Origin of the sequence: Mixta intestinalis (assembly GCF_009914055.1) — a bacterium.
Lineage (GTDB): Bacteria > Pseudomonadota > Gammaproteobacteria > Enterobacterales > Enterobacteriaceae > Mixta > Mixta intestinalis.
The window spans coordinates 2715488-2735723 of sequence record NZ_CP028271.1 but is presented as its reverse complement, the minus strand read 5'-3'; the positions used below and the strand labels follow the sequence as shown (position 1 = coordinate 2735723).

Genomic DNA, 20236 nt, shown 5'->3' with positions numbered 1-20236 from the left:
GTTGTTAGTATCAGCCTTTTCAGCTGCCAACAGCAGATGGTCGGGCGCAGCAGGCTGCGTCCGGAGTTTCAGAGCGCGTCACAGGTTTGTTATCACGGGGGATAAATGAGCACGGGAAGCCCACTTTTTACATTGAGCCGTATTGCGGCTGTTTCACTGGTTGGATTTTGGCTGGCGGGCTGTACTTCTGATGATAACACTCAAGCCCCGATTAGTACGGTTGGCAGCCGTTCGCAGGCGAGTAGCAATACCGTCCCATCCGGCGGCATGCTGAACGGCTCAGTACCATCCAGACCTGTATTAGCCTCCGGTAATAACAGCAATAACGCTAATGTAATTACGCAAAACGGTCGCATTATCTATAACCGTAGTTATGAGAATATTCCCAAAGGCAGTTACAGCGGTGATACTTATACAGTAAAACGCGGCGATACTCTGTTTTATATTGCCTGGATTACCGGCAATGATTTCCGCGATTTAGCGCAGAGAAATAATATCGCCGCACCTTACAGCCTTAACGTAGGTCAGACTTTACAGGTGGGCAACGGTTCCGGCTCGCCAATTACTGGCGGAAATGCCATTACCGTAGCGGATGCTACCCAGGGCGGTGTTCCGAATTCTCCTGGTTCTTCACAAATAAAATCTCCTACAGTTGCGCAGCAACCTGTTATTACGTATTCTGATGATTCAGGAAAATCAGGCGGGGGCAAAATGCTGCCTTCAACGGGGGCTACAACTGTTGCAACGACGACAGCCCCGGTTACCGCACCACCGACAGTAAGCAGTACGACATCCAGTTCCACTCCGGTGGCGGGTTGGCGTTGGCCTACTGACGGTAAGATTATTGATAACTTCTCTGCCGCCGAAGGCGGTAATAAAGGTATTGATATCGCCGGTTCACGTGGACAACCTGTGGTTTCTACGGCGTCCGGGCGCGTAGTGTATGCAGGTAATGCGCTGCGTGGTTACGGTAACCTGATTATCATCAAACACAATGATGACTACCTGAGTGCCTACGCCCATAACGACACAATGCTGGTCCGGGAACAACAAGAAGTTAAGGCGGGGCAGAAGATAGCTACCATGGGTAGCACCGGAACCAGTTCAGTTAGATTGCATTTTGAAATTCGTTACAAGGGGAAATCCGTCAACCCGTTGCGTTATTTACCGCAGCGATAAACGGGCAGAGCCTTGAAGTTCTGCCCAGGGATCACGGGTAGGAGCCGCTTATGAGCCAGAATACGCTGAAAGTTAACGAGTTACACGAAGATGCGGAATTCGACGAGAACGGAGCTGAGATTTTTGACGAGAAGGCTCTTGTTGAAAATGAACCTGGTGATAATGAACTGGCTGAAGAAGAGTTGTTGTCACAGGGTGCGACGCAACGCGTTTTAGATGCGACGCAGCTGTATCTTGGCGAGATTGGTTATTCACCGCTGTTAACGGCAGAGGAAGAAGTTTTCTTTGCTCGCCGTGCGCTGAAAGGGGATGTACCTTCTCGTCGCCGTATGATCGAAAGTAACTTGCGACTGGTGGTGAAGATTGCTCGTCGTTACAGCAATCGTGGTCTGGCGCTATTGGACCTGATTGAAGAGGGCAACCTTGGCTTAATTCGTGCCGTTGAGAAATTCGACCCGGAACGCGGGTTCCGTTTTTCAACATACGCCACGTGGTGGATTCGTCAGACGATTGAACGGGCAATTATGAACCAAACCCGTACCATCCGTCTGCCGATTCACATTGTTAAGGAGTTGAACGTTTATCTGCGTACCGCACGTGAACTGTCGCACAAGCTCGATCATGAGCCGAGTGCGGAAGAGATCGCCGAGCAGCTGGATAAACCGGTTGATGACGTAAGCCGTATGTTACGTCTCAACGAGCGCATTACCTCAGTTGATACGCCTTTGGGCGGTGATTCTGAGAAAGCGCTGCTGGATATCCTGGCCGATGAGAAAGACAACGGCCCGGAAGACACCACTCAGGACGATGATATGAAACAGAGCATCGTCAAGTGGCTGTTTGAACTGAACGCCAAGCAGCGCGAAGTGCTGGCGCGTCGTTTCGGCCTGCTGGGCTATGAAGCGGCAACGCTTGAGGATGTGGGCCGCGAAATCGGTCTGACCCGCGAGCGTGTACGTCAGATTCAGGTTGAAGGCCTGCGTCGTCTGCGTGAAATCTTGCAGGCACAGGGTCTGAGCATTGAAGCACTGTTCCGTGAGTAACAGTCAGTTGCACTAAGGTAATGCGAAAAGCGGTGGTTATAGACCACCGCTTTTTTATTGCCTGGTGTTTGAGGGTAACTCGCTGGAAAAGCAGTAAAAAGGCTGTATTAAAGATGGGCATCGAATTAAAAAAATCCGATGCCCGATGAGTAGAAACGATTAGAGCAACGACTTCAGCCGGTAAATCCACTCCAGCGCCTGACGCGGCGAAAGCGTATCGGGATCCAGCGCTTCGACGGCTGGTGAGGTTTCTTCCACCAGCAGAGGAAGCTGCGGGCCGTCGGCATTGCTGGTCGCCGCGCTGCCTGAGAGCGCTTCCAGTTCTTTTAGCTTCTGACGTGCGCGTTTAATCACTTCTTTCGGTACCCCAGCCAGCGCGGCGACCGCCAGACCGTAGCTTTTGCTGGCGGCTCCTTCCTGTACGCTGTGCATAAAGGCGATGGTGTCGCCATGCTCTACCGCGTCCAGGTGCACGTTAGCAACGCCTTCCATTTTCTCTGCCAGCGTGGTCAGCTCAAAATAGTGCGTGGCGAACAGCGTCATCGCTTTGATACGGCTGGCGAGGCTTTCGGCGCAGGCCCAGGCCAGCGACAGGCCATCGTAGGTAGAGGTGCCGCGTCCGATCTCATCCATCAATACCAGGCTCTGCTCCGTTGCGTTATGCAGGATATTGGCGGTTTCGGTCATTTCCACCATAAAGGTGGATCGTCCGGAAGCGAGATCGTCCGCCGCGCCGACGCGGGTAAAGATGCGATCGACCGGCCCGATAGTCGCCTGCTCGGCGGGAACGAAACTGCCGATGCAGGCCAGCAGCACAATCAGCGCCGTCTGGCGCATGTAGGTACTTTTACCGCCCATATTTGGCCCGGTAATAACCAGCATACGGCGCTGTGGAGAGAGCGAAAGCGGGTTGGCGATAAACGGCTCTTTTAATACCTGTTCGACGACCGGGTGACGTCCGCCGACCAGTTTAACGCCAGGCTTATCGCTTAAGGTGGGGCGCGTATAGTTTAAGGTCCAGGCGCGCTCCGCCAGGTTGGTTAATACATCCAGTTCCGCCAGCGCCGCCGCGCTTTGCAGCAGCGCTTCCAGATGCGGCAGCAGCAGATCGAACAGCTCATCGTAGAGCGCTTTCTCCAGCGCCAGCGCTTTGCCCTTAGAAGTAAGTACTTTATCTTCGTACTCTTTCAGCTCAGGGATAATATAGCGTTCGGCGTTTTTCAGCGTCTGACGGCGTACATAATGCATCGGCACCAGATGGCTCTGTCCGCGGCTGACCTGAATGTAATAGCCATGCACCGCGTTAAAGCCAACTTTCAGCGTATCCAGCCCCAGCTTCTCACGTTCACGAATCTCCAGCCGATCGAGATAGTCGGTTGCGCCATCGGCAAGCGCGCGCCATTCATCCAGTTCGGCGTTATACCCCGGCGCAATCACGCCGCCGTCACGAACCAGTACCGGCGGTGCCTCAATTACCGCCCGTTCCAGCAAATCGCGCAGCTCATCAAATCGGCCCATCTGCTCACGCAACACAGGCAGATGTCCCGCGTCGCTATTTTCCAGTAGCGCATGCAGTTCAGGGAGCTGCTGGAAAGCGTGGCGCATACGCGCCAGATCGCGAGGACGAGCAGTACGCAGCGCCAGACGCGCCAGAATACGTTCCAGGTCACCGACCTGACGCAGTACCGGCTGTAGATCGCCGCTTAAATCCTGTAACGCAGCGATGCTCTCCTGACGTTGGGTTATGACTTTGCTATCCCTCACGGGCGTATGCAGCCAGCGTTTCAACATACGGCTGCCCATCGGCGTGACCGTTTTATCCAGCACCGCCGCCAGGGTGTTATCCACGCCTCCCGCCAGATTTTGCGTGATCTCCAGGTTACGGCGTGTAGCCGCATCCATAATGATGCTGTCCTGCTGGCGTTCCATGGTCAGGGAACGAATATGGGGCAGGGAGGTGCGCTGCGTGTCTTTAACATATTGCAGCAGGCAACCGGCAGCACGTAGCGCCAGATGCGCGTTTTCAACGCCGAAGCCGCTAAGATCGCGCGTGCCGAATTGCAGGTTAAGCTGCTGACGAGCGGTATCCAGTTCATATTCCCATAGCGGGCGACGACGCATACCACGACGGTTTTCAATGAGATCCATCGCGGCGAAATCTTCAGGGTAGAGCAGCTCTGCGGGATTGGTGCGTTGCAGCTCAGCTGCCATCGCTTCGCGATCGGCTGGCTCGGTAAGACGGAAGCGCCCGGAGCTGATATCCAGCGTTGCGTAGCCGAAGCCGCGTGAATCCTGCCAGATCGCCGCCAGCAGATTATCCTGGCGCTCATTAAGCAGCGCTTCATCACTAATAGTACCTGGCGTAACGATACGTACCACTTTGCGCTCTACCGGACCTTTGCTCTGAGCCGGATCGCCAATTTGTTCACAGATAGCCACCGATTCGCCCAGCTGTACCAGCCTCGCCAGATAGTTTTCTACCGCATGATAGGGCACGCCCGCCATGGGGATTGGCTCACCGGCGGAGGCTCCGCGCTTGGTCAGGGAGATATCCAGCAGCTGCGAAGCGCGTTTGGCATCATCGTAGAATAGTTCGTAGAAATCACCCATGCGATAGAACAGCAGGATGTCAGGATGCTGCGCCTTCAGACGCAGATATTGCTGCATCATGGGAGTGTGCGAATCCAGATTTTTATTCTCAATGGTTGACATAGTGTAATTAATCCGTTGAATTTAAAGATTATTGTGATTTTAATTATTCTTATTAAGTATCACATTGCCCGGTAAGCAAACATTACATTCCACCTCTGGCAGAGAAGCGCAACGCAGACAACGAGCGTGTGCAATTACCTCACTGCCTTTTACTGAAACTACCTCTATTTTTGTTAAGCCAAACGCCGATCTTACCGGGTGGTGAAAGCAACAGGCAAATTCAGGTCATGCGAAGCGGCTGCCAGCATGGCAGGCAACAAGCAAAGCTAAAAGACGATACCGATGAAAACCGGGGAGTCTACAGGTAACCGGCGGTGCTGTGGATATCAGCATTTTTGCCAGCGCTATACTATCCCAGTGACTGACAGGCTGTCACAGGTAAAATCTGGAGGCTTACCGCAAACTTCACCAGTTGTGAGATCGTATTGTCCGAAAACGATTTGAGCAGATTTTCTGCTATAACGCTCAGAGACTGCTCTGTCTGCGCCTGTTGCAAAGGGTTAGCCTGATGGCAGTGCATTGATAATCAACAGAAAAACAACCACAGACGCGCCTGAAGTGCGTCTGTGGTGAGGCAGGGCGAGGATTAATGTACTAAGCCGAAAGTATATTTAATGATAGCGGACAGGAAGGTGAAGTCCTGGTCAGCGAAGGTAACGCCGTTAACGCCAAGGTGACTAAACAGCGGCAGTACCAGCGCCGGAAGAATACAGAGCAGCAGGCCATTAACGAAACTGGCAATTAATGCGCCGCGCAGGCCGCCCGTTGCGTTACCAAAGATAGCCGCGCTGCCGCCGGTAATAAAGCTGGCCATAATACCCGGAACAATAATAGGCAGACCGATAAGCGGGAAGCTCGCGACACAGAACAGTTCCGCAACGAAGCTAACAATAAAACCGATCAGCACCGCATTTGGGGATTTATCAAACAGAACCATAGGGTCTACCGCCGGGATAGAGCCTGGGGCTACGACCTGAGAGAAACCACGGAATGCAGGCACGATTTCTTCAGTAAACATAACCACACCTTTCTTCGCGATATACAGCCCGCCCGCGAAGGTAGCCGATTTTTCCAGCAGCCATACCAGATAAGGTTTATTCGCCAGTACTTTATTAAGGAATTCCTGCTCAGCAAAAATTGAAGAGATCCCCAGCAGGAAGAACATAGTAATAAAAGTGGCTACATCTGGGTTTTTCAGAAAACTAAGCTTTCCGCTAACTTTTACTTCTTCTACGTTAACGGCGCGATTACCGAACCATTTACCGAGGTATGAACCAATAATATAAGAGCTGGATGCTGCGTGAGCGATACAATAGTCATTATGCCCGATAATATTACGGCTAAAACGTGACAGGATGGTAGGGAAAACGGCCATATAGGTACCAATTACCACCGAACCAAAAATGATGGCGAACTGTTCGCTATAGCCCAGACCCACCAGTGCCGCGGTAACTGAGAAAGACATAAAGACAATCAGGTGCAGAGAGAGATAAATAGATTTAAATCGGGTAAAGCGGGCTAACAGCACATTTATAATCATTGCGAAGAACAGAATAAATGCGGCTGGACGCCCCAGCGTATCAATCGTCAGCGCCATAATAGCTTCGTTGCTGGGCACCACGCCCTGCAAACCAAAGGCATTCGTAAATATATCGCTGAACATGGTTAATACGCCGCCAAGAATGCCGCCGCCGGTTTTAATTAAAACAAAACCTACAAAGGCGAGCAGCGTGCCTTTAATAATATCGGTAATGGCACTTCTTTGTAGAACCAAGCCCAAAAAAGCGATTAAAGCAATAATAATCGCCGGTGTGCCTAATAAGCTGATGATATGATCCATGTTCAATCCCTGTTAAGATATTAATTTGAAAGAAAATAAAAAAGAATAGCTATCGTCATGCTGCGTCATTTTTATTAGAATACAGGCATAAGGAAGCCTGTAGCTGAAAGAGCAACAGAGCCAGTTATTTTATTTACAGTTGAGCTATTTTCTTAGCTGCTATTAATTTAGATATGCCATATGGATGACATCCCTGGTTTGTTCTGAGGTGCTCAATTTTAACAAACGGCTTCGGCAAAAATTGTGATGTAAGTAGATAAAACACTGTTTTGTTTAATTTGAAATGATATATTCTATTAACAAGTTTTATCTCATGGCAATAACATCTCACCACCTGGCTGAATAAATTTCTAGTTAATTGTTTGAAAAATAAGGCTTGTCTTCGGAAGCGGGTAGTTCCATAAAGTTTAAGTGAAAAGGTTGTTTTCGTTTCCAGCGTATAACCTTGCGATAGCCCGCTTAATGAAGCGTCGAAACGCGATAACGCCCCGTAAGTAATAAAAACTACCCCCAGCAAAGATAAGGTTATAGAATAGCCGCCTTTTTTATTTACCCGTCTGGGTACTGACTTATGAGGTTGTAATGCAGACTTTACCTTCTTGTCCCGAATGTCATTCTGAATATACCTGGCAGGATGGCGATGCCCTGAACTGTCCTGAATGTGGACATATCTGGTCGCTGCAGGCGGCAGATGCAGCACAGGATGAGGGGCTGGTTGTGCGCGATGCAAACGGGACGTTGCTGGCGGATGGCGACAGCGTAACGGTAATCAAAGATCTTAAAGTAAAAGGCAGCTCGTCGGCGCTGAAGATCGGTACGAAAGTGAAAGGGATCCGTCTGGTTGAAGGCGATCATAACATCGACTGTAAGATCGATGGCTTCGGTGCGATGAAGCTTAAATCTGAGTTCGTGAAAAAGATCTAACTGATTATCAGGCGAGAGCGGGCGCTGCGTGAATAGCAAAAAAGCAGCTTGGCGTGGCCCGCTTCGCTGCCCTTCAGGTTATTAACTAAACAGCATATCAATAGCCTCGCACTGCGCTTCGTTGAGCGCGCCGCCGCTATTGCGTGAGCGCGGGGTCATATAGCCAAATTTACGTGCCACTGCGGTTTTAATGGTGGTAACAAAATCGTCGCCTACCGTGTAAATAGCCATCAGCTTGCCGATACGCTGCTGGAAGTGGGTAAGCGCGGTAAGATCGCCCGCCTGCCATGCGCGCATTGCCTCAGCAAACATCGCCGGCACCAGATTGTTCAGACCGCTGATGACGCCAGCACCTCCGGCCAGCAGGTTGGGCAGCAAATATTCATCATAGCCGGAGAGAACGGCGAAATCAGATCGCACCTTTTTCGTTTCTTCTATTAATGCGCGGTTGTGGGACAGGCAGTCCGTCGTATCCTTTATACCGATAAACTGTGGCAGTTCGGCGGCCAGCTCCGCAACCAGCGCCGCATCTAAATCACAGCCGGTGCGGGCCGGGAAATTATAGGCAAACCATTTGCCGCCCAGTTCAGCATCCAGCTGACGATAATAGCTCAGCAATTGTTGACGGGTTTGCCCGTAATACCACGGCGGCAGTACCATAACAGCATCGTAGTCGCACTCCCAGGCCAGATGGGCCAGTTCCAGCATATCGGTACGGCAGAGGCTTGAGACATTTGCCACCATATTGAGCCGCGACATGCTGCGCGCTTCTCTTAATAATGTTTTACGCTCCGCCTGCGTTAATGAAGCGAATTCACCAATGCTGCCCATCAGCAAAATGGTATCGATGCCGGAAGCATCCAGTCGGGCAAAGTGAGCGCCCAGCGCCGCTAAATCTAACTGATTATCGTGAGTAAAAGGCGTCACCGAAGGACACCAGACGCCAGAGAATTCAGGCTTTGACTCCATATTTTCTCTACCTCCTAAAATGAAACGACGTTTTAACTAAAGCACTCTTCCAGAAAGTGTCATAACGGGCAGCACAATAATCCAACCACGATCGCAATTTTCATTTTTAGCGGACGGCATAGCAGCGTGTGCATACTGATAAGAAATAACGACATAAAAAGATAACTGAGGCAGTGAGGCGAGGGCGGAGGCGAGCTGGCCTTAACAATATATTTTTTATCGTCTTGCTAACCCGCTTTTAGCCCTTATATAACCAGGGAAGCTATCTCGCAAAATTACACTTCGGGCTGCGTTAAAATAGAAAAATGGTACGCCTGGTATCAGGTTTATTGCTAACGTTGAGAGACAGCGGCAAGACGGAAAGGACAATGAACGACGATCGGCTAAAGCAGTTAAGTATCCTTACAGGGCAGCAGCTACGGCAACATGGGGCGACGGTAACTACCGCTGAATCCTGTACCGGCGGTTGGATTGCCAAAGTATTAACCGATGTGGCAGGCAGTTCCGCCTGGTTTGAACGTGCCTTTATTACCTACAGTAACGAGGCGAAGCAGCAGATGGTCGGGGTTTCGCAAGCCAGCCTGCAACAGTGGGGTGCGGTAAGCGAACAGGTGGTTAAAGAGATGGCTACCGGCGCGTTGAAAGAGGCAAACGCCGACTTTGCTATCGCGGTAAGCGGTATTGCCGGGCCGGACGGCGGCAGCGCTGAAAAACCGGTGGGTACAGTTTGGTTCGGCTTCGCAACTGCCACGGGGCAGGTGGTCACAAAATGCCATATATTTCAGGGGGATCGCGATGCGGTTCGTCGTCAAACTGTGGCATTAGCATTACAAATATTACATGACGATTTTCTTAAAATTTGACTTGATACTGTATGATTATACAGTATAATTACTGTCCAACGAATGAGAGCATTGTCCACCACCGTGGCGTGCTTTACCCCAGCATGATTAGGAGTAGAAATGGCTATTGACGAAAACAAGCAAAAGGCTCTGGCTGCAGCGCTGGGCCAAATTGAGAAACAATTTGGTAAAGGCTCCATCATGCGCCTGGGTGAAGACCGCACTATGGATGTTGAAACCATCTCTACCGGTTCACTTTCGCTTGATATCGCCCTTGGCGCAGGCGGCCTGCCGATGGGCCGTATTGTTGAAATTTATGGGCCGGAATCGTCCGGTAAGACAACGCTGACGTTGCAGGTCATTGCTGCCGCTCAGCGCAAAGGTAAAACCTGTGCCTTTATCGATGCGGAACATGCGCTTGACCCGGTTTACGCTAAAAAACTGGGCGTAGATATCGATAACCTGCTCTGCTCGCAGCCTGACACCGGTGAGCAGGCGCTGGAAATCTGTGATGCGCTGGCTCGTTCCGGTGCGGTTGACGTTATCATCGTCGACTCCGTTGCGGCGCTGACGCCGAAAGCGGAAATTGAAGGTGAAATCGGTGATTCGCACATGGGTCTGGCCGCACGTATGATGAGCCAGGCAATGCGTAAGCTGGCCGGTAACCTGAAACAGTCCAATACGCTGCTGATCTTTATCAACCAGATCCGTATGAAAATCGGCGTAATGTTCGGTAACCCGGAAACCACTACCGGTGGTAACGCGCTGAAGTTCTATGCCTCTGTTCGTCTTGATATCCGTCGTATTGGCGCTATCAAAGAAGGCGATAACGTGGTGGGTAGCGAAACCCGCGTTAAAGTTGTGAAGAACAAAATTGCTGCACCGTTTAAACAGGCTGAATTCCAGATCATGTACGGTGAAGGCATTAACGTCTACGGCGAGCTGGTAGACCTCGGTGTGAAACACAAGCTGATCGAAAAAGCAGGTGCCTGGTATAGCTACAATGGCGACAAGATCGGCCAGGGTAAAGCGAATGCCAGCAACTACCTGAAAGAGAACAGCGCTGTGGCTAACGAAATCGAGCAGAAGCTGCGTGATATGCTGCTGAACAACCCTGATGAAGGGAAAATGGATTTCTCTGCGGACGATCGTGAAGATGCCGCCAGCGAAACCAACGAAGATTTCTAATCGCAATCCCGGTCAGCGCAAACTGACCGGGGTTTTTTCTCTTATCCTTTGTATCCCGCCCCAATTCTCGTTACCCTCACTCTTTACTTCTTATCCTAAATTTCAGATCTGACGGAAACTTCATGACTGAGAAATCCGCACCGCCTGTTACTTTTGCTCGCCTGCTGGACCGCGCCACGCGTATTCTGGCGATGCGCGATCACAGCGAAGCGGAGTTTCGTCGTAAAATTACGCAGTCTGTAGCGCGAGCGGCGACGTTTCGTCCCGGCGAGCAGGCCGAAGAGATTCCTGCGGAGCTGCTGGAGCAGGTTGTCGCCTGGTGCTATGAGCATCAGTGGCTCGACGATGTGCGCTTTGCCCAACGTTTCGTTGCCAGCCGCAGCCGCAAAGGCTATGGTCCGCAGCGCATCAGAATGGAACTGGCGCAAAAAGGCATCGGGCGTGACTTGGCCGAGAACGCGCTGGCCGAAGCGGATATTGACTGGGCCGCCAGAGCGTTTGATGTAGCCGAGCGTAAGTTTGGTTTGCCGCTGCCGCAGGAATGGAAGGAAAAGGCCAAAGTACAGCGTTATTTGCAGGCTAAGGGCTTCTTCATGGAAGATATTCAGTCGATTTTTCGAAATTATAGCGATTGAGTCGAGATGGGATTTTACTTCCCACTGAAGAAAATTTATCTTATTCCCACTTTTTGTTGGTAACTCTTCACGCAGCCGTGTGGAACGCCCGCCCGGTGCAAAGGGAAGAACCTTCGTTAGCGTATTCCAGGATATTTATGAGCAAGAGTACTGCTGAGATCCGTCAAACGTTTCTCGATTTTTTCCATAGCAAGGGACATCAGGTTGTTGCCAGCAGCTCCCTCGTACCTAATAACGATCCGACGTTGCTGTTTACCAACGCCGGGATGAACCAGTTTAAAGACGTTTTCCTTGGTCAGGATAAGCGCAGCTACTCGCGCGCCACCACCTCGCAGCGCTGCGTGCGTGCCGGTGGTAAGCATAACGATCTGGAAAACGTAGGTTATACCGCTCGTCATCACACATTTTTTGAAATGCTGGGCAACTTTAGCTTCGGCGACTACTTCAAAAAAGAAGCTATCAATTTCGCGTGGGAACTGTTGACCTCTGCGTCGTGGTTCAACCTGCCGAAAGAACGGCTGTGGGTGACGGTTTATGAAACCGATAACGAAGCTTATGACATCTGGGCTAAAGAAATCGGCGTGCCGACAGAGCGTATTATTCGAATCGGCGATAATAAGGGTAGCGCTTACGCGTCAGATAACTTCTGGCAGATGGGCGATACCGGCCCGTGCGGTCCGTGCACCGAGATTTTCTACGATCATGGCGATCATATTCAGGGCGGACCTCCGGGCAGTCCTGAAGAGGATGGCGATCGCTATATTGAGATCTGGAACATCGTCTTCATGCAGTTTAACCGTCAGCCTGACGGCACCATGCTGCCGTTGCCGAAGCCTTCCGTTGATACCGGTATGGGGCTGGAGCGTATCTCGGCCGTTCTGCAGCATGTGAATTCCAACTATGAAATCGACCTGTTCCAGACGCTGATTAAAGCCGTTGCTGATGTTACCGGTGCTGCCGATCTGAGCAATAAATCGCTGCGCGTGATCGCTGACCACATTCGCTCCTGCGCTTTCCTGGTTGCTGATGGTGTTATCCCGTCTAACGAGAACCGAGGCTATGTACTGCGCCGCATCATTCGTCGTGCGGTACGTCACGGCAATATGCTGGGCGCGAAGGGCAGCTTCTTCTATAAGCTGGTAGGGCCGCTGATTGAAGTAATGGGCAGCGCCAGTGAAGATCTGAAACGTCAGCAGGCGCACGTTGAGCAAATTCTGAAAAATGAAGAAGAGCAGTTTGCCAAAACGCTGGAGCGTGGCCTTGCGCTGCTGGATGAAGAGCTGGCAAATCTTCAGGGGGATACGCTGGATGGGGAAACGGTATTCCGTCTCTATGATACCTTTGGTTTCCCGGCGGACTTAACCGCTGACGTCTGCCGTGAGCGCAATCTGAAGATCGATGAGCAGGGCTTTGAAGCCGCGATGGAGCAGCAGCGCCAGCGTGCGCGTGAAGCCAGCGGTTTCGGCGTTGATTACAGCAATGTCATCAGCATTGATGCGGCTTCTGCGTTTAAAGGTTATGACCGCCTGGAGCTGAAAGCAGCGATCACCGCTATCTACGTTAACGGTCAGCCTGCAGAAGAGATGTCCGCCGGTCAGGAAGGCGTCATCGTGCTGGATGAGACGCCGTTCTACGGTGAATCTGGCGGTCAGGTAGGCGATACCGGGCTGTTAAAAGGCCAGAACGCCGAATTTAGCGTCAGCGATACGCAGAAATATGGTCAGGCTATCGGCCATATCGGCAAGCTAACTTCTGGACATCTGCGTGTTGGCGATCGTCTGGATGCGCAGGTTGACGAGACGCGTCGTGCCCGTATTCGCCTGAACCACTCCGCTACGCACCTGTTGCATGCGGCGCTGCGTCAGGTACTGGGCGAGCATGTCGCGCAGAAAGGCTCTCTGGTAAACGATAAGTATCTGCGCTTTGACTTCTCACATACTGAAGCGATGAAAGCGCAGGAAATTCGCCAGGTTGAAGATATTGTTAACGCACAGATTCGCCGTAACCTTCCTGTAGAAACCAGTATCATGGATTTGGAGGCGGCGAAAGCGAAGGGCGCGATGGCGCTGTTTGGCGAGAAGTATGATGCGCGCGTGCGCGTGCTCAGCATGGGCGATTTCTCTACCGAGCTGTGCGGCGGTACGCACGCCAGCCGCACCGGTGATATCGGCCTGTTCCGTATCACTTCTGAATCTGGCACCGCCGCAGGCGTGCGCCGTATCGAAGCGATCACCGGTGAGGCAGCGCTGGCGCAGGTGAATGCCCAGTCTGAGCAATTGCAGGATATTGCTCACTTGGTGAAAGCCAACAGCAGCAATCTGAACGAAAAAGTGCGTGCGGTGATCGAACATGCGCGCGCGCTGGAAAAAGAACTGCAGCAGTTAAAAGATCAGCAGGCGGCGCAGGAAAGCGCTTCGCTGAGCAATAAGGCACGCGATATCAACGGCGTTAAGCTGCTGGTTAGCGAGCTGAGCAACGTTGAACCTAAACTGTTGCGCACCATGGTTGATGATCTGAAAAACCAGCTGGGCTCAGCGGTAATTGTGCTGGCCACGGTAGCAGAGGGGAAAGTCTCTCTGATTGCCGGGGTGACGAAGGATCTTACCGACCGCGTGAAAGCAGGAGAGCTGATTGGCTCTGTAGCCCAGCAGGTCGGCGGCAAGGGCGGCGGACGTCCGGATATGGCGCAGGCAGGCGGTACTGATGCACAGGCGCTGCCTGCAGCATTAGCCAGCGTTGAATCCTGGGTCACAGCCAGGCTGTAAGTTATAAAAAAGCAGTACGGAAGCGCCGTGGACCCGTTCCGCTGGCGCTTTTTAATGCAATCCGTACTCTGTAATAACAAAGTCAGGATGAGGGTTATGATTTCGGCTAAACTAACTATCAGCAGAATGTACTGGCGTGACAGGATGCTTTGAGCTGTTTGTCATCATCTACGTTTAGCGCTATATGATGGATAATGCCGGGGACCCGACAGGCCCGACTCTTTTAATCTTTCAAGGAGCAAAGAATGCTTATTCTAACTCGTCGAGTTGGTGAAACCCTCATGATTGGTGATGAGGTGACGGTAACGGTACTGGGCGTTAAAGGTAACCAGGTGCGCATTGGTGTGAATGCGCCAAAAGAAGTTTCCGTACACCGTGAAGAGATCTATCAGCGCATACAGGCTGAAAAGAGCCAGCCGCAATAAAGCCAGCCATATCGAATCGCGCGCCTCACTACTCCTGCACGGGCAGTGAGGCGCAATGTAAATTTTTCCCTCCTGTTTTTTTCCCTGCGTTTATCTTTGTTTTGTGATTTTTTCCCTGTTCTGCTGTTGATAAATCACTCCTTTTGTCGGCAAAATATGCGAATTGCGTGGCTTTTGTGCAAACAAACATTTGTTGGGAAAAATTGTTTGACTTATAAGTCCGGGAAAGTAATATGTGCGCCACGCAGTGCCGATGAGCGGAAACAAAGTTCAGCAGCACAGTTCGCAAGAACGCGTTAGGTGAGATGGCCGAGAGGCTGAAGGCGCTCCCCTGCTAAGGGAGTATGCGGTCAAAAGCTGCATCGAGGGTTCGAATCCCTCTCTCACCGCCATTTAATGATGCATCCGTAGCTCAGCTGGATAGAGTACTCGGCTACGAACCGAGCGGTCGGAGGTTCGAATCCTCCCGGATGCACCATCTCAAGGTTGTGGTAGTAAATTGATACAGTATTAGCAGCCTGTGTCACGGTGAGTTGTTAGCACCCTGCGTTATACAAGAATTTGTTATGCATCCGTAGCTCAGCTGGATAGAGTACTCGGCTACGAACCGAGCGGTCGGAGGTTCGAATCCTCCCGGATGCACCATCTTCTCAGAAGAACGGATTATCTTCTCGCGTATTTCCTCAGGTAAGTTGCAGTACCCCCTTGTTTTTCCGATGCATCCGTAGCTCAGCTGGATAGAGTACTCGGCTACGAACCGAGCGGTCGGAGGTTCGAATCCTCCCGGATGCACCATCTTCTTCCTGTCAGTAATCACTTTACTTTTTCTCCAGTTCTACTTTTCCTTACTGCATTCTCCCTGCCATCTATTTCTGATTTATCCCCTTCAGTTAGCTGTTTTATTGATTACGATGTCCCCATTTGTGCTTTATCCTGACCTGCTAACCCTCTGACCTTTTTCTGATTCCTGAATTTCTCAATAGATTCAAAGCATTTGCTGTTCATAGCTACCGGCGACAACCTGCGGACTTTGCGTTAAAGTATTGGTGCACGAATCCACAGCGGGAGAGGGTATGTACGATAGTTATGACGGACTGATTTTCGATATGGACGGTACTATCCTGGATACCGAGCCAACACATCGAAAAGCATGGGCGCATGTACTGGCTGGCTATGGTTTGTCTTTTGACAGAAACGCCGTTATCGGCTTAAACGGTTCGCCGACATGGCGCATAGCGCAGTTTATTATCGACAGCCACCAGGCGGATCTCGACCCTCATCAGCTGGCGGCAGAAAAAACTGCCGCGGTGGAAGCGATGCTGTTTGACAGCGTACGTCCACTGCCGTTGATTGAGGTAGTTAAGGCATATCACGGACGCAAACCGATGGCGGTAGGAACCGGTAGCGAACATAAGATGGCTGAGGCGTTATTAACGCATCTGAATCTGCGTCACTACTTTACGGCTATTGTCGGTGCGGATGATGTTCAACGTCATAAGCCTGAGCCCGATACCTTCCTGCGCTGTGCCGCACTGCTGAACGTAGCTCCGGAAAAGTGCGTAGTGTTTGAAGATGCCGATTTCGGTTTACAGGCTGCGCAGGCCGCCGGTATGGATGCGGTAGACGTGCGTCTGTTGTGAACGACATGCTGAGCTACGGCTCGTTATTTACCAGCAGTTTTTTGAGCGCTACGCTGCTTCCTGGCAGCTCCGAAATTCTGCTGGTGACCTTGTTACTGGCGGGAAAAACATCGGCATTAGGGTTAGTTTTTGTCGCAGCCGTAGGGAACACGCTCGGCGGATTAACAAACGTGGTTATTGGACGCCTGCTGCCGTTACAGCGTGGGCGATGGCATGACACAGCAATAGCGTGGTTGCGTCGGTTGGGTCCTGCAGCGCTGCTCTTCAGCTGGTTACCGCTGATTGGCGATCTGCTGTGCGTTCTGGCTGGATGGTTGCGTTTCTCATGGCTGCCGGTAGTGCTGTTTCTGGCTATCGGGAAAACCCTGCGTTACGTGGTGGTTGCGACCGCAACTTTACAGGGCATGGCGTGGTGGCATTGATTCACACAGAATCGGGGCTACGGTTAACATTATGCTGAACAAAAATAAATTATTCTCTGAGCGGGAGGTCATTTTGATCCCGGACGTATCACAGGCGCTTTCCTGGCTGGAAGCTCACCCTGACGCCCTGAAAGGTATTGGTCGCGGCATTGAGCGTGAAACGCTACGTGTCAGGCCAGACGGTAAAATTGCCACAACGGGCCATCCAGCGCACCTTGGTGCAGCGCTGACCCATAAATGGATTACCACAGACTTCGCTGAATCGCTGCTGGAATTTATTACGCCGGTCGATCGGGATATCGATCATCTGCTGGCTTTCCTGCGCGACATACATCGTCACGTGGCGCGTGAGCTGGGCGAGGAGCGTATGTGGCCTTTCAGTATGCCTTGCATCATCGAAAACAGCGATGATATCCAGCTGGCGCAATATGGCAGCTCGAATATCGGGCGGATGAAAACGCTGTACCGTGAAGGGCTGAAGAACCGCTATGGCGCGCTAATGCAGACCATCTCCGGCGTGCATTATAATTTCTCGCTGCCGCTCTCTTTCTGGCAGGCCTGGGCGGGCGTAAAAGATGAGGAAAGCGGCAAGGCGGTGATTTCTGCTGGCTATCTGCGCCTGATCCGTAACTATTACCGCTTTGGCTGGATTATTCCCTATCTGTTTGGTGCCTCGCCCGCCATCTGCTCTACCTTTCTCCAGGGCAAAGAGAGCACTCTGCCTTTTGAGCGCAACGAGCGCGGCATGCTTTGGCTGCCTTATGCGACCTCGCTGCGTCTAAGCGATCTTGGCTATACCAACAAGTCACAAAGCGGCTTGGGCATTACGTTCAATACGCTGGAAGGCTATGTTGATGCGCTGAAAAAGGCGATCAAAACGCCTTCTGAAGAGTATGCACGCCTGGGCGTGAAGGATGAAGAAGGCAACTGGTTGCAGCTTAATACCAATGTGCTGCAAATCGAGAATGAGCTTTACGCGCCTATTCGTCCCAAACGTGTTACCCGTGCGGGTGAAGCGCCCTCTGATGCGCTGGCGCGTGGCGGTATTGAATATATTGAAGTACGCTCGCTTGATATCAACCCGTTTTCACCGGTTGGCGTAGATGAAACCCAGGTGCGTTTCCTCGATCTCTTCCTGATTTGGTGTACCCTTGCTGATGCGCCGGAAATGAGCAGCGCCGAGCTGCTGTGCGCACGCAAGAACTGGAATCGAGTGATTCTGGAAGGGCGTAAGCCGGGTCAGACTATCGGCATAGGCTGCGAAGATGCGCGCCAGCCGTTAACGGAGGTGGGTAAGGCGCTGTTTGCCGATCTCAGCCGCGTGGCGGAAGTGCTCGATCGTCAATCCGATACGCCGGAATATCAACAGGTATGCGATCGGCTGGCTGCCTCTTTTGACGATCCTTCGCTAACCTATTCTGCCCGTATTCTGCAGGCAATGCTGGAGAACGGCATCAGCGGCACCGGCCTGGCGCTTTCCGAGCAGTATCGTCAGATGCTGACGGAAGAGCCGCTGGAAGTGCTGAAGCCGGAAGATTTTACCCAGGAAGCGTTACGTTCGCGTAATGCGCAGCAGGAGCTGGAAGCGGCGGATACGCTCAGCTTTGAGGCGTTTCTGGCGGGGAAAAAAGGGTAGAAAAGAAAAAGGCCACATCGCTGTGGCCAAATTAACATCTCTGTTGTCAGGGATGATGATAACAAATGCGCGTCTTTCATACATTCAGACGCACGGCGAATGGAAAAGTTTCATCATTCATAAAAAATTTTTTAGCTGAGGTAACAATATGCCATTGCTGGACAGTTTTACCGTCGACCATACGCGCATGGCCGCACCGGCGGTACGCGTTGCGAAAACTATGAATACGCCTCATGGCGACACTATCACCGTTTTCGACCTGCGTTTCTGCGTGCCGAATAAAGAGGTAATGCCGGAGCGTGGCATCCATACGCTGGAGCACCTGTTTGCTGGCTTTATGCGTAATCACCTGAACGGCGATGGCGTAGAAATCATCGATATTTCCCCGATGGGCTGCCGTACCGGTTTCTATATGAGCCTGATTGGTACGCCAGCCGAGCAGCGTGTTGCTGATGCCTGGAAAGCGGCAATGAATGACGTGCTGAAAGTAGAGGATCAGAACCAGATCCCGGAACTGAACGAATATCAGTGCGGTACTTATCAGATGCACTCGCTGGATGAAGCGAAGGATATCGCCCGTCATATCATTGAGCATGACGTGCGCGTCAACCACAATGACGAGCTGGCGCTGCCGCAGGATAAGCTGAAAGAGCTGGAAATTCACTGATCGTGAAGTATAAAAAAGGCCGCGTAAGCGGCCTTTTTTATCCCTGCGTCAGGAGCCAATGGTAGATTTTAGCGGCTGTTGCGGCATTATCCGCACCTGCTTCACCATATTGTCCTGGACGTCAAGAATATCGATATCGTAGTTTCCTACCTGGATACGAGTGCCTGCCTGAGGGATCTCCCCCAGCTCTTCCAGCAGCATACCGTTAATGGTACGCGCTTCTTCCTGGGGCAGCTGCCAGTTAAAGGCTTTATTAATTTCTCGCACGTTGGCACCGCCTTCAATTAACACTGAACCGTCGCTCTGCGGCATGACCTCTTCCGCCAGTGACGGAGACATCGAGGTAGTGAAATCCCCCACGATCTCTTCGAGGATGTCCTCAATGGTTACCAGACCTTTAATATCGCCATATTCATCCACCACCAGGCCCACTTTTTTCTTGTTGCGCTGGAATTTCACCAGCTGCACGTTAAGCGGCGTTCCTTCCGGCACGTAGTAGATTTCATCGGCGGCGCGCAGCAGGTTCTCTTTAGTGAACTCGCGTTTCTCCGTCATCATGCGCCAGGCCTCTCGTACCCGTAGCATGGCAACCGCATCATCCAGGGAATCACGAAACAGAACGATACGGCCATGCGGTGAATGCGATACCTGCCGCTCGATCGATTTCCAGTCATCATTAATATTGATGCCAACAATCTCATTGCGCGGCACCATGATGTCATCAACGTTAACCTTCTCCAGATCGAGTACTGACAGCAGCATATCCTGATGGCGGCGCGACATCAGTGAGCGTGACTCGTAGACGATGGTACGCAGCTCATCTTTGCTCAGCGCGGCGCTAATTGAACCGTCAGCCTTGATACCCACCATGCGCATCAGCAGGCGCGTAATAGTGTTCAGCAGCCATACCAGCGGCATCATGATAATTTGCAGCGGCCCCAGCAGCAGGCTGCTTGGGTAAGCTACTTTTTCCGGGTAGAGGGCCGCGACCGTTTTCGGTAACACTTCGGCAAAAATCAGCACCGCAAAGGTCAGTATGCCGGTGGCGATAGCCACGCCCGCATCGCCGTACAGGCGCATACCGACGATGGTAGCCAACGCGGAGGCGAGAATATTGACCAGGTTATTGCCGATCAAAACGAGGCTTATCAGACGATCGGGGCGGCGCAGCAGTTTTTCGACGCGCCGTGCGCTACGGTTGCCGCTGCGGGCCTTGTGGCGTAGCCGGTAGCGATTCAGGGTCATCATGCCGGTTTCGGAACCGGAAAAGTAGGCAGAGACCAGAATCATCACAACCAGGGTAATAATCAGGGTGGTGGTTGAAATGTGCTCCAACGCAAGATCCTTGT

16 protein-coding genes and 4 tRNA genes are annotated in these 20236 nt (G+C 51.9%); 16 read left to right on the top strand and 4 right to left on the bottom strand.

Translation table 11 applies throughout. The features are described 5' to 3' along the window. Positions 1 to 105: 105 nt before the first annotated feature. Together nlpD and rpoS are read left to right on the top strand one after the other, a co-directional pair. A complete protein-coding gene (gene nlpD / locus C7M51_RS12620; RefSeq protein ID WP_160622107.1) occupies positions 106 to 1179 on the top strand; it encodes a murein hydrolase activator NlpD in 1074 nt (357 codons plus the stop codon). 50 nt (positions 1180 to 1229) lie between these two features. Beyond that, a complete protein-coding gene (rpoS, locus tag C7M51_RS12615) occupies positions 1230 to 2222 on the top strand; it encodes an RNA polymerase sigma factor RpoS (RefSeq protein WP_141176520.1) in 993 nt (330 codons plus the stop codon). Between the two features lie 159 nt (positions 2223 to 2381). Here the strand turns inward: rpoS and mutS are convergent, their stop codons facing one another. Beyond that, positions 2382 to 4934 (bottom strand): DNA mismatch repair protein MutS, encoded by a 2553-nt coding sequence (gene mutS / locus C7M51_RS12610; protein WP_160622106.1) that lies wholly within the window; start codon positions 4932 to 4934, stop codon positions 2382 to 2384. Positions 4935 to 5520: 586 nt separating this feature from the next. Beyond that, positions 5521 to 6774 carry a PTS ascorbate transporter subunit IIC gene (locus C7M51_RS12605; protein ID WP_160622105.1) on the bottom strand — a complete coding sequence of 418 codons (1254 nt, stop codon included), beginning with the start codon at positions 6772 to 6774 and terminating at the stop codon, positions 5521 to 5523. 582 nt (positions 6775 to 7356) lie between these two features. On the opposite strand from C7M51_RS12605, the gene C7M51_RS12600 reads away from it, so the two are divergent. Continuing rightward, positions 7357 to 7698, top strand: coding sequence for a zinc ribbon domain-containing protein YjdM (locus C7M51_RS12600; RefSeq protein WP_160622104.1), 342 nt, complete (start codon positions 7357 to 7359; stop codon positions 7696 to 7698). An 81-nt stretch (positions 7699 to 7779) separates the two neighbouring features. Here C7M51_RS12600 and C7M51_RS12595 read toward each other — a convergent pair whose 3' ends face one another. Next, complete coding sequence (locus C7M51_RS12595) at positions 7780 to 8667, bottom strand: dihydrodipicolinate synthase family protein (RefSeq protein ID WP_160622103.1); 888 nt, start codon at positions 8665 to 8667, stop codon at positions 7780 to 7782. Positions 8668 to 9035: 368 nt separating this feature from the next. Between C7M51_RS12595 and pncC the strand changes: the two genes are divergently transcribed. From pncC to luxS, 13 genes are all read left to right on the top strand, one after another. Continuing rightward, positions 9036 to 9530, top strand: coding sequence for a nicotinamide-nucleotide amidase (pncC, locus tag C7M51_RS12590; protein WP_160622102.1), 495 nt, complete (start codon positions 9036 to 9038; stop codon positions 9528 to 9530). Between the two features lie 99 nt (positions 9531 to 9629). Further along, positions 9630 to 10697 carry a recombinase RecA gene (recA, locus tag C7M51_RS12585; protein WP_160622101.1) on the top strand — a complete coding sequence of 356 codons (1068 nt, stop codon included), beginning with the start codon at positions 9630 to 9632 and terminating at the stop codon, positions 10695 to 10697. A gap of 122 nt (positions 10698 to 10819) precedes the next feature. Then, positions 10820 to 11332, top strand: coding sequence for a regulatory protein RecX (locus tag C7M51_RS12580; RefSeq protein ID WP_160622100.1), 513 nt, complete (start codon positions 10820 to 10822; stop codon positions 11330 to 11332). Between the two features lie 137 nt (positions 11333 to 11469). After that, the gene (gene alaS / locus C7M51_RS12575) at positions 11470 to 14097 is read left to right on the top strand and encodes an alanine--tRNA ligase (protein WP_160622099.1); all 2628 of its coding nucleotides are present in this window, start codon (positions 11470 to 11472) and stop codon (positions 14095 to 14097) included. 245 nt (positions 14098 to 14342) lie between these two features. Then, entirely contained in the window at positions 14343 to 14522 is a 180-nt protein-coding gene (gene csrA / locus C7M51_RS12570) for a carbon storage regulator CsrA (RefSeq protein ID WP_038624529.1), read from the top strand. Positions 14523 to 14821: 299 nt separating this feature from the next. Further along, positions 14822 to 14914, top strand: a tRNA-Ser gene (locus tag C7M51_RS12565). Between the two features lie 9 nt (positions 14915 to 14923). Continuing rightward, positions 14924 to 15000 (top strand) — tRNA-Arg (locus C7M51_RS12560). A gap of 90 nt (positions 15001 to 15090) precedes the next feature. Next, positions 15091 to 15167 (top strand) — tRNA-Arg (locus tag C7M51_RS12555). A gap of 73 nt (positions 15168 to 15240) precedes the next feature. Continuing rightward, a tRNA-Arg gene (locus C7M51_RS12550) sits at positions 15241 to 15317 on the top strand. Positions 15318 to 15595: 278 nt separating this feature from the next. Then, the gene (gene yqaB, locus C7M51_RS12545; RefSeq protein ID WP_160622098.1) at positions 15596 to 16162 is read left to right on the top strand and encodes a fructose-1-phosphate/6-phosphogluconate phosphatase; all 567 of its coding nucleotides are present in this window, start codon (positions 15596 to 15598) and stop codon (positions 16160 to 16162) included. 5 nt (positions 16163 to 16167) lie between these two features. Next, positions 16168 to 16584 carry a YqaA family protein gene (locus tag C7M51_RS12540; protein WP_425281012.1) on the top strand — a complete coding sequence of 139 codons (417 nt, stop codon included), beginning with the start codon at positions 16168 to 16170 and terminating at the stop codon, positions 16582 to 16584. Between the two features lie 31 nt (positions 16585 to 16615). Continuing rightward, positions 16616 to 18220: a glutamate--cysteine ligase gene (gene gshA / locus C7M51_RS12535; RefSeq protein WP_160622096.1), complete on the top strand. Its 1605-nt coding sequence runs from the start codon at positions 16616 to 16618 to the stop codon at positions 18218 to 18220. A 148-nt stretch (positions 18221 to 18368) separates the two neighbouring features. After that, complete coding sequence (gene luxS / locus C7M51_RS12530; protein ID WP_160622095.1) at positions 18369 to 18887, top strand: S-ribosylhomocysteine lyase; 519 nt, start codon at positions 18369 to 18371, stop codon at positions 18885 to 18887. Between the two features lie 48 nt (positions 18888 to 18935). Here the strand turns inward: luxS and C7M51_RS12525 are convergent, their stop codons facing one another. After that, positions 18936 to 20222 carry an HlyC/CorC family transporter gene (locus C7M51_RS12525; protein WP_160622094.1) on the bottom strand — a complete coding sequence of 429 codons (1287 nt, stop codon included), beginning with the start codon at positions 20220 to 20222 and terminating at the stop codon, positions 18936 to 18938. Between the last annotated feature and the right edge of the window lie 14 nt (positions 20223 to 20236).

Coding starts and splice junctions, on each gene's coding strand:
- pncC (WP_160622102.1), top strand. CDS start 9,036: ATGAACGACGATCGGCTAAAGCAGTTAAGTATCCTTACAGGGCAGCAG.
- C7M51_RS12605 (WP_160622105.1), bottom strand. CDS start 6,774: ATGGATCATATCATCAGCTTATTAGGCACACCGGCGATTATTATTGCT.
- csrA (WP_038624529.1), top strand. CDS start 14,343: ATGCTTATTCTAACTCGTCGAGTTGGTGAAACCCTCATGATTGGTGAT.
- C7M51_RS12540 (WP_425281012.1), top strand. CDS start 16,168: ATGCTGAGCTACGGCTCGTTATTTACCAGCAGTTTTTTGAGCGCTACG.
- rpoS (WP_141176520.1), top strand. CDS start 1,230: ATGAGCCAGAATACGCTGAAAGTTAACGAGTTACACGAAGATGCGGAA.
- luxS (WP_160622095.1), top strand. CDS start 18,369: ATGCCATTGCTGGACAGTTTTACCGTCGACCATACGCGCATGGCCGCA.
- C7M51_RS12580 (WP_160622100.1), top strand. CDS start 10,820: ATGACTGAGAAATCCGCACCGCCTGTTACTTTTGCTCGCCTGCTGGAC.
- recA (WP_160622101.1), top strand. CDS start 9,630: ATGGCTATTGACGAAAACAAGCAAAAGGCTCTGGCTGCAGCGCTGGGC.
- C7M51_RS12600 (WP_160622104.1), top strand. CDS start 7,357: ATGCAGACTTTACCTTCTTGTCCCGAATGTCATTCTGAATATACCTGG.
- yqaB (WP_160622098.1), top strand. CDS start 15,596: ATGTACGATAGTTATGACGGACTGATTTTCGATATGGACGGTACTATC.
- gshA (WP_160622096.1), top strand. CDS start 16,616: ATGCTGAACAAAAATAAATTATTCTCTGAGCGGGAGGTCATTTTGATC.
- C7M51_RS12595 (WP_160622103.1), bottom strand. CDS start 8,667: ATGGAGTCAAAGCCTGAATTCTCTGGCGTCTGGTGTCCTTCGGTGACG.
- alaS (WP_160622099.1), top strand. CDS start 11,470: ATGAGCAAGAGTACTGCTGAGATCCGTCAAACGTTTCTCGATTTTTTC.
- mutS (WP_160622106.1), bottom strand. CDS start 4,934: ATGTCAACCATTGAGAATAAAAATCTGGATTCGCACACTCCCATGATG.
- nlpD (WP_160622107.1), top strand. CDS start 106: ATGAGCACGGGAAGCCCACTTTTTACATTGAGCCGTATTGCGGCTGTT.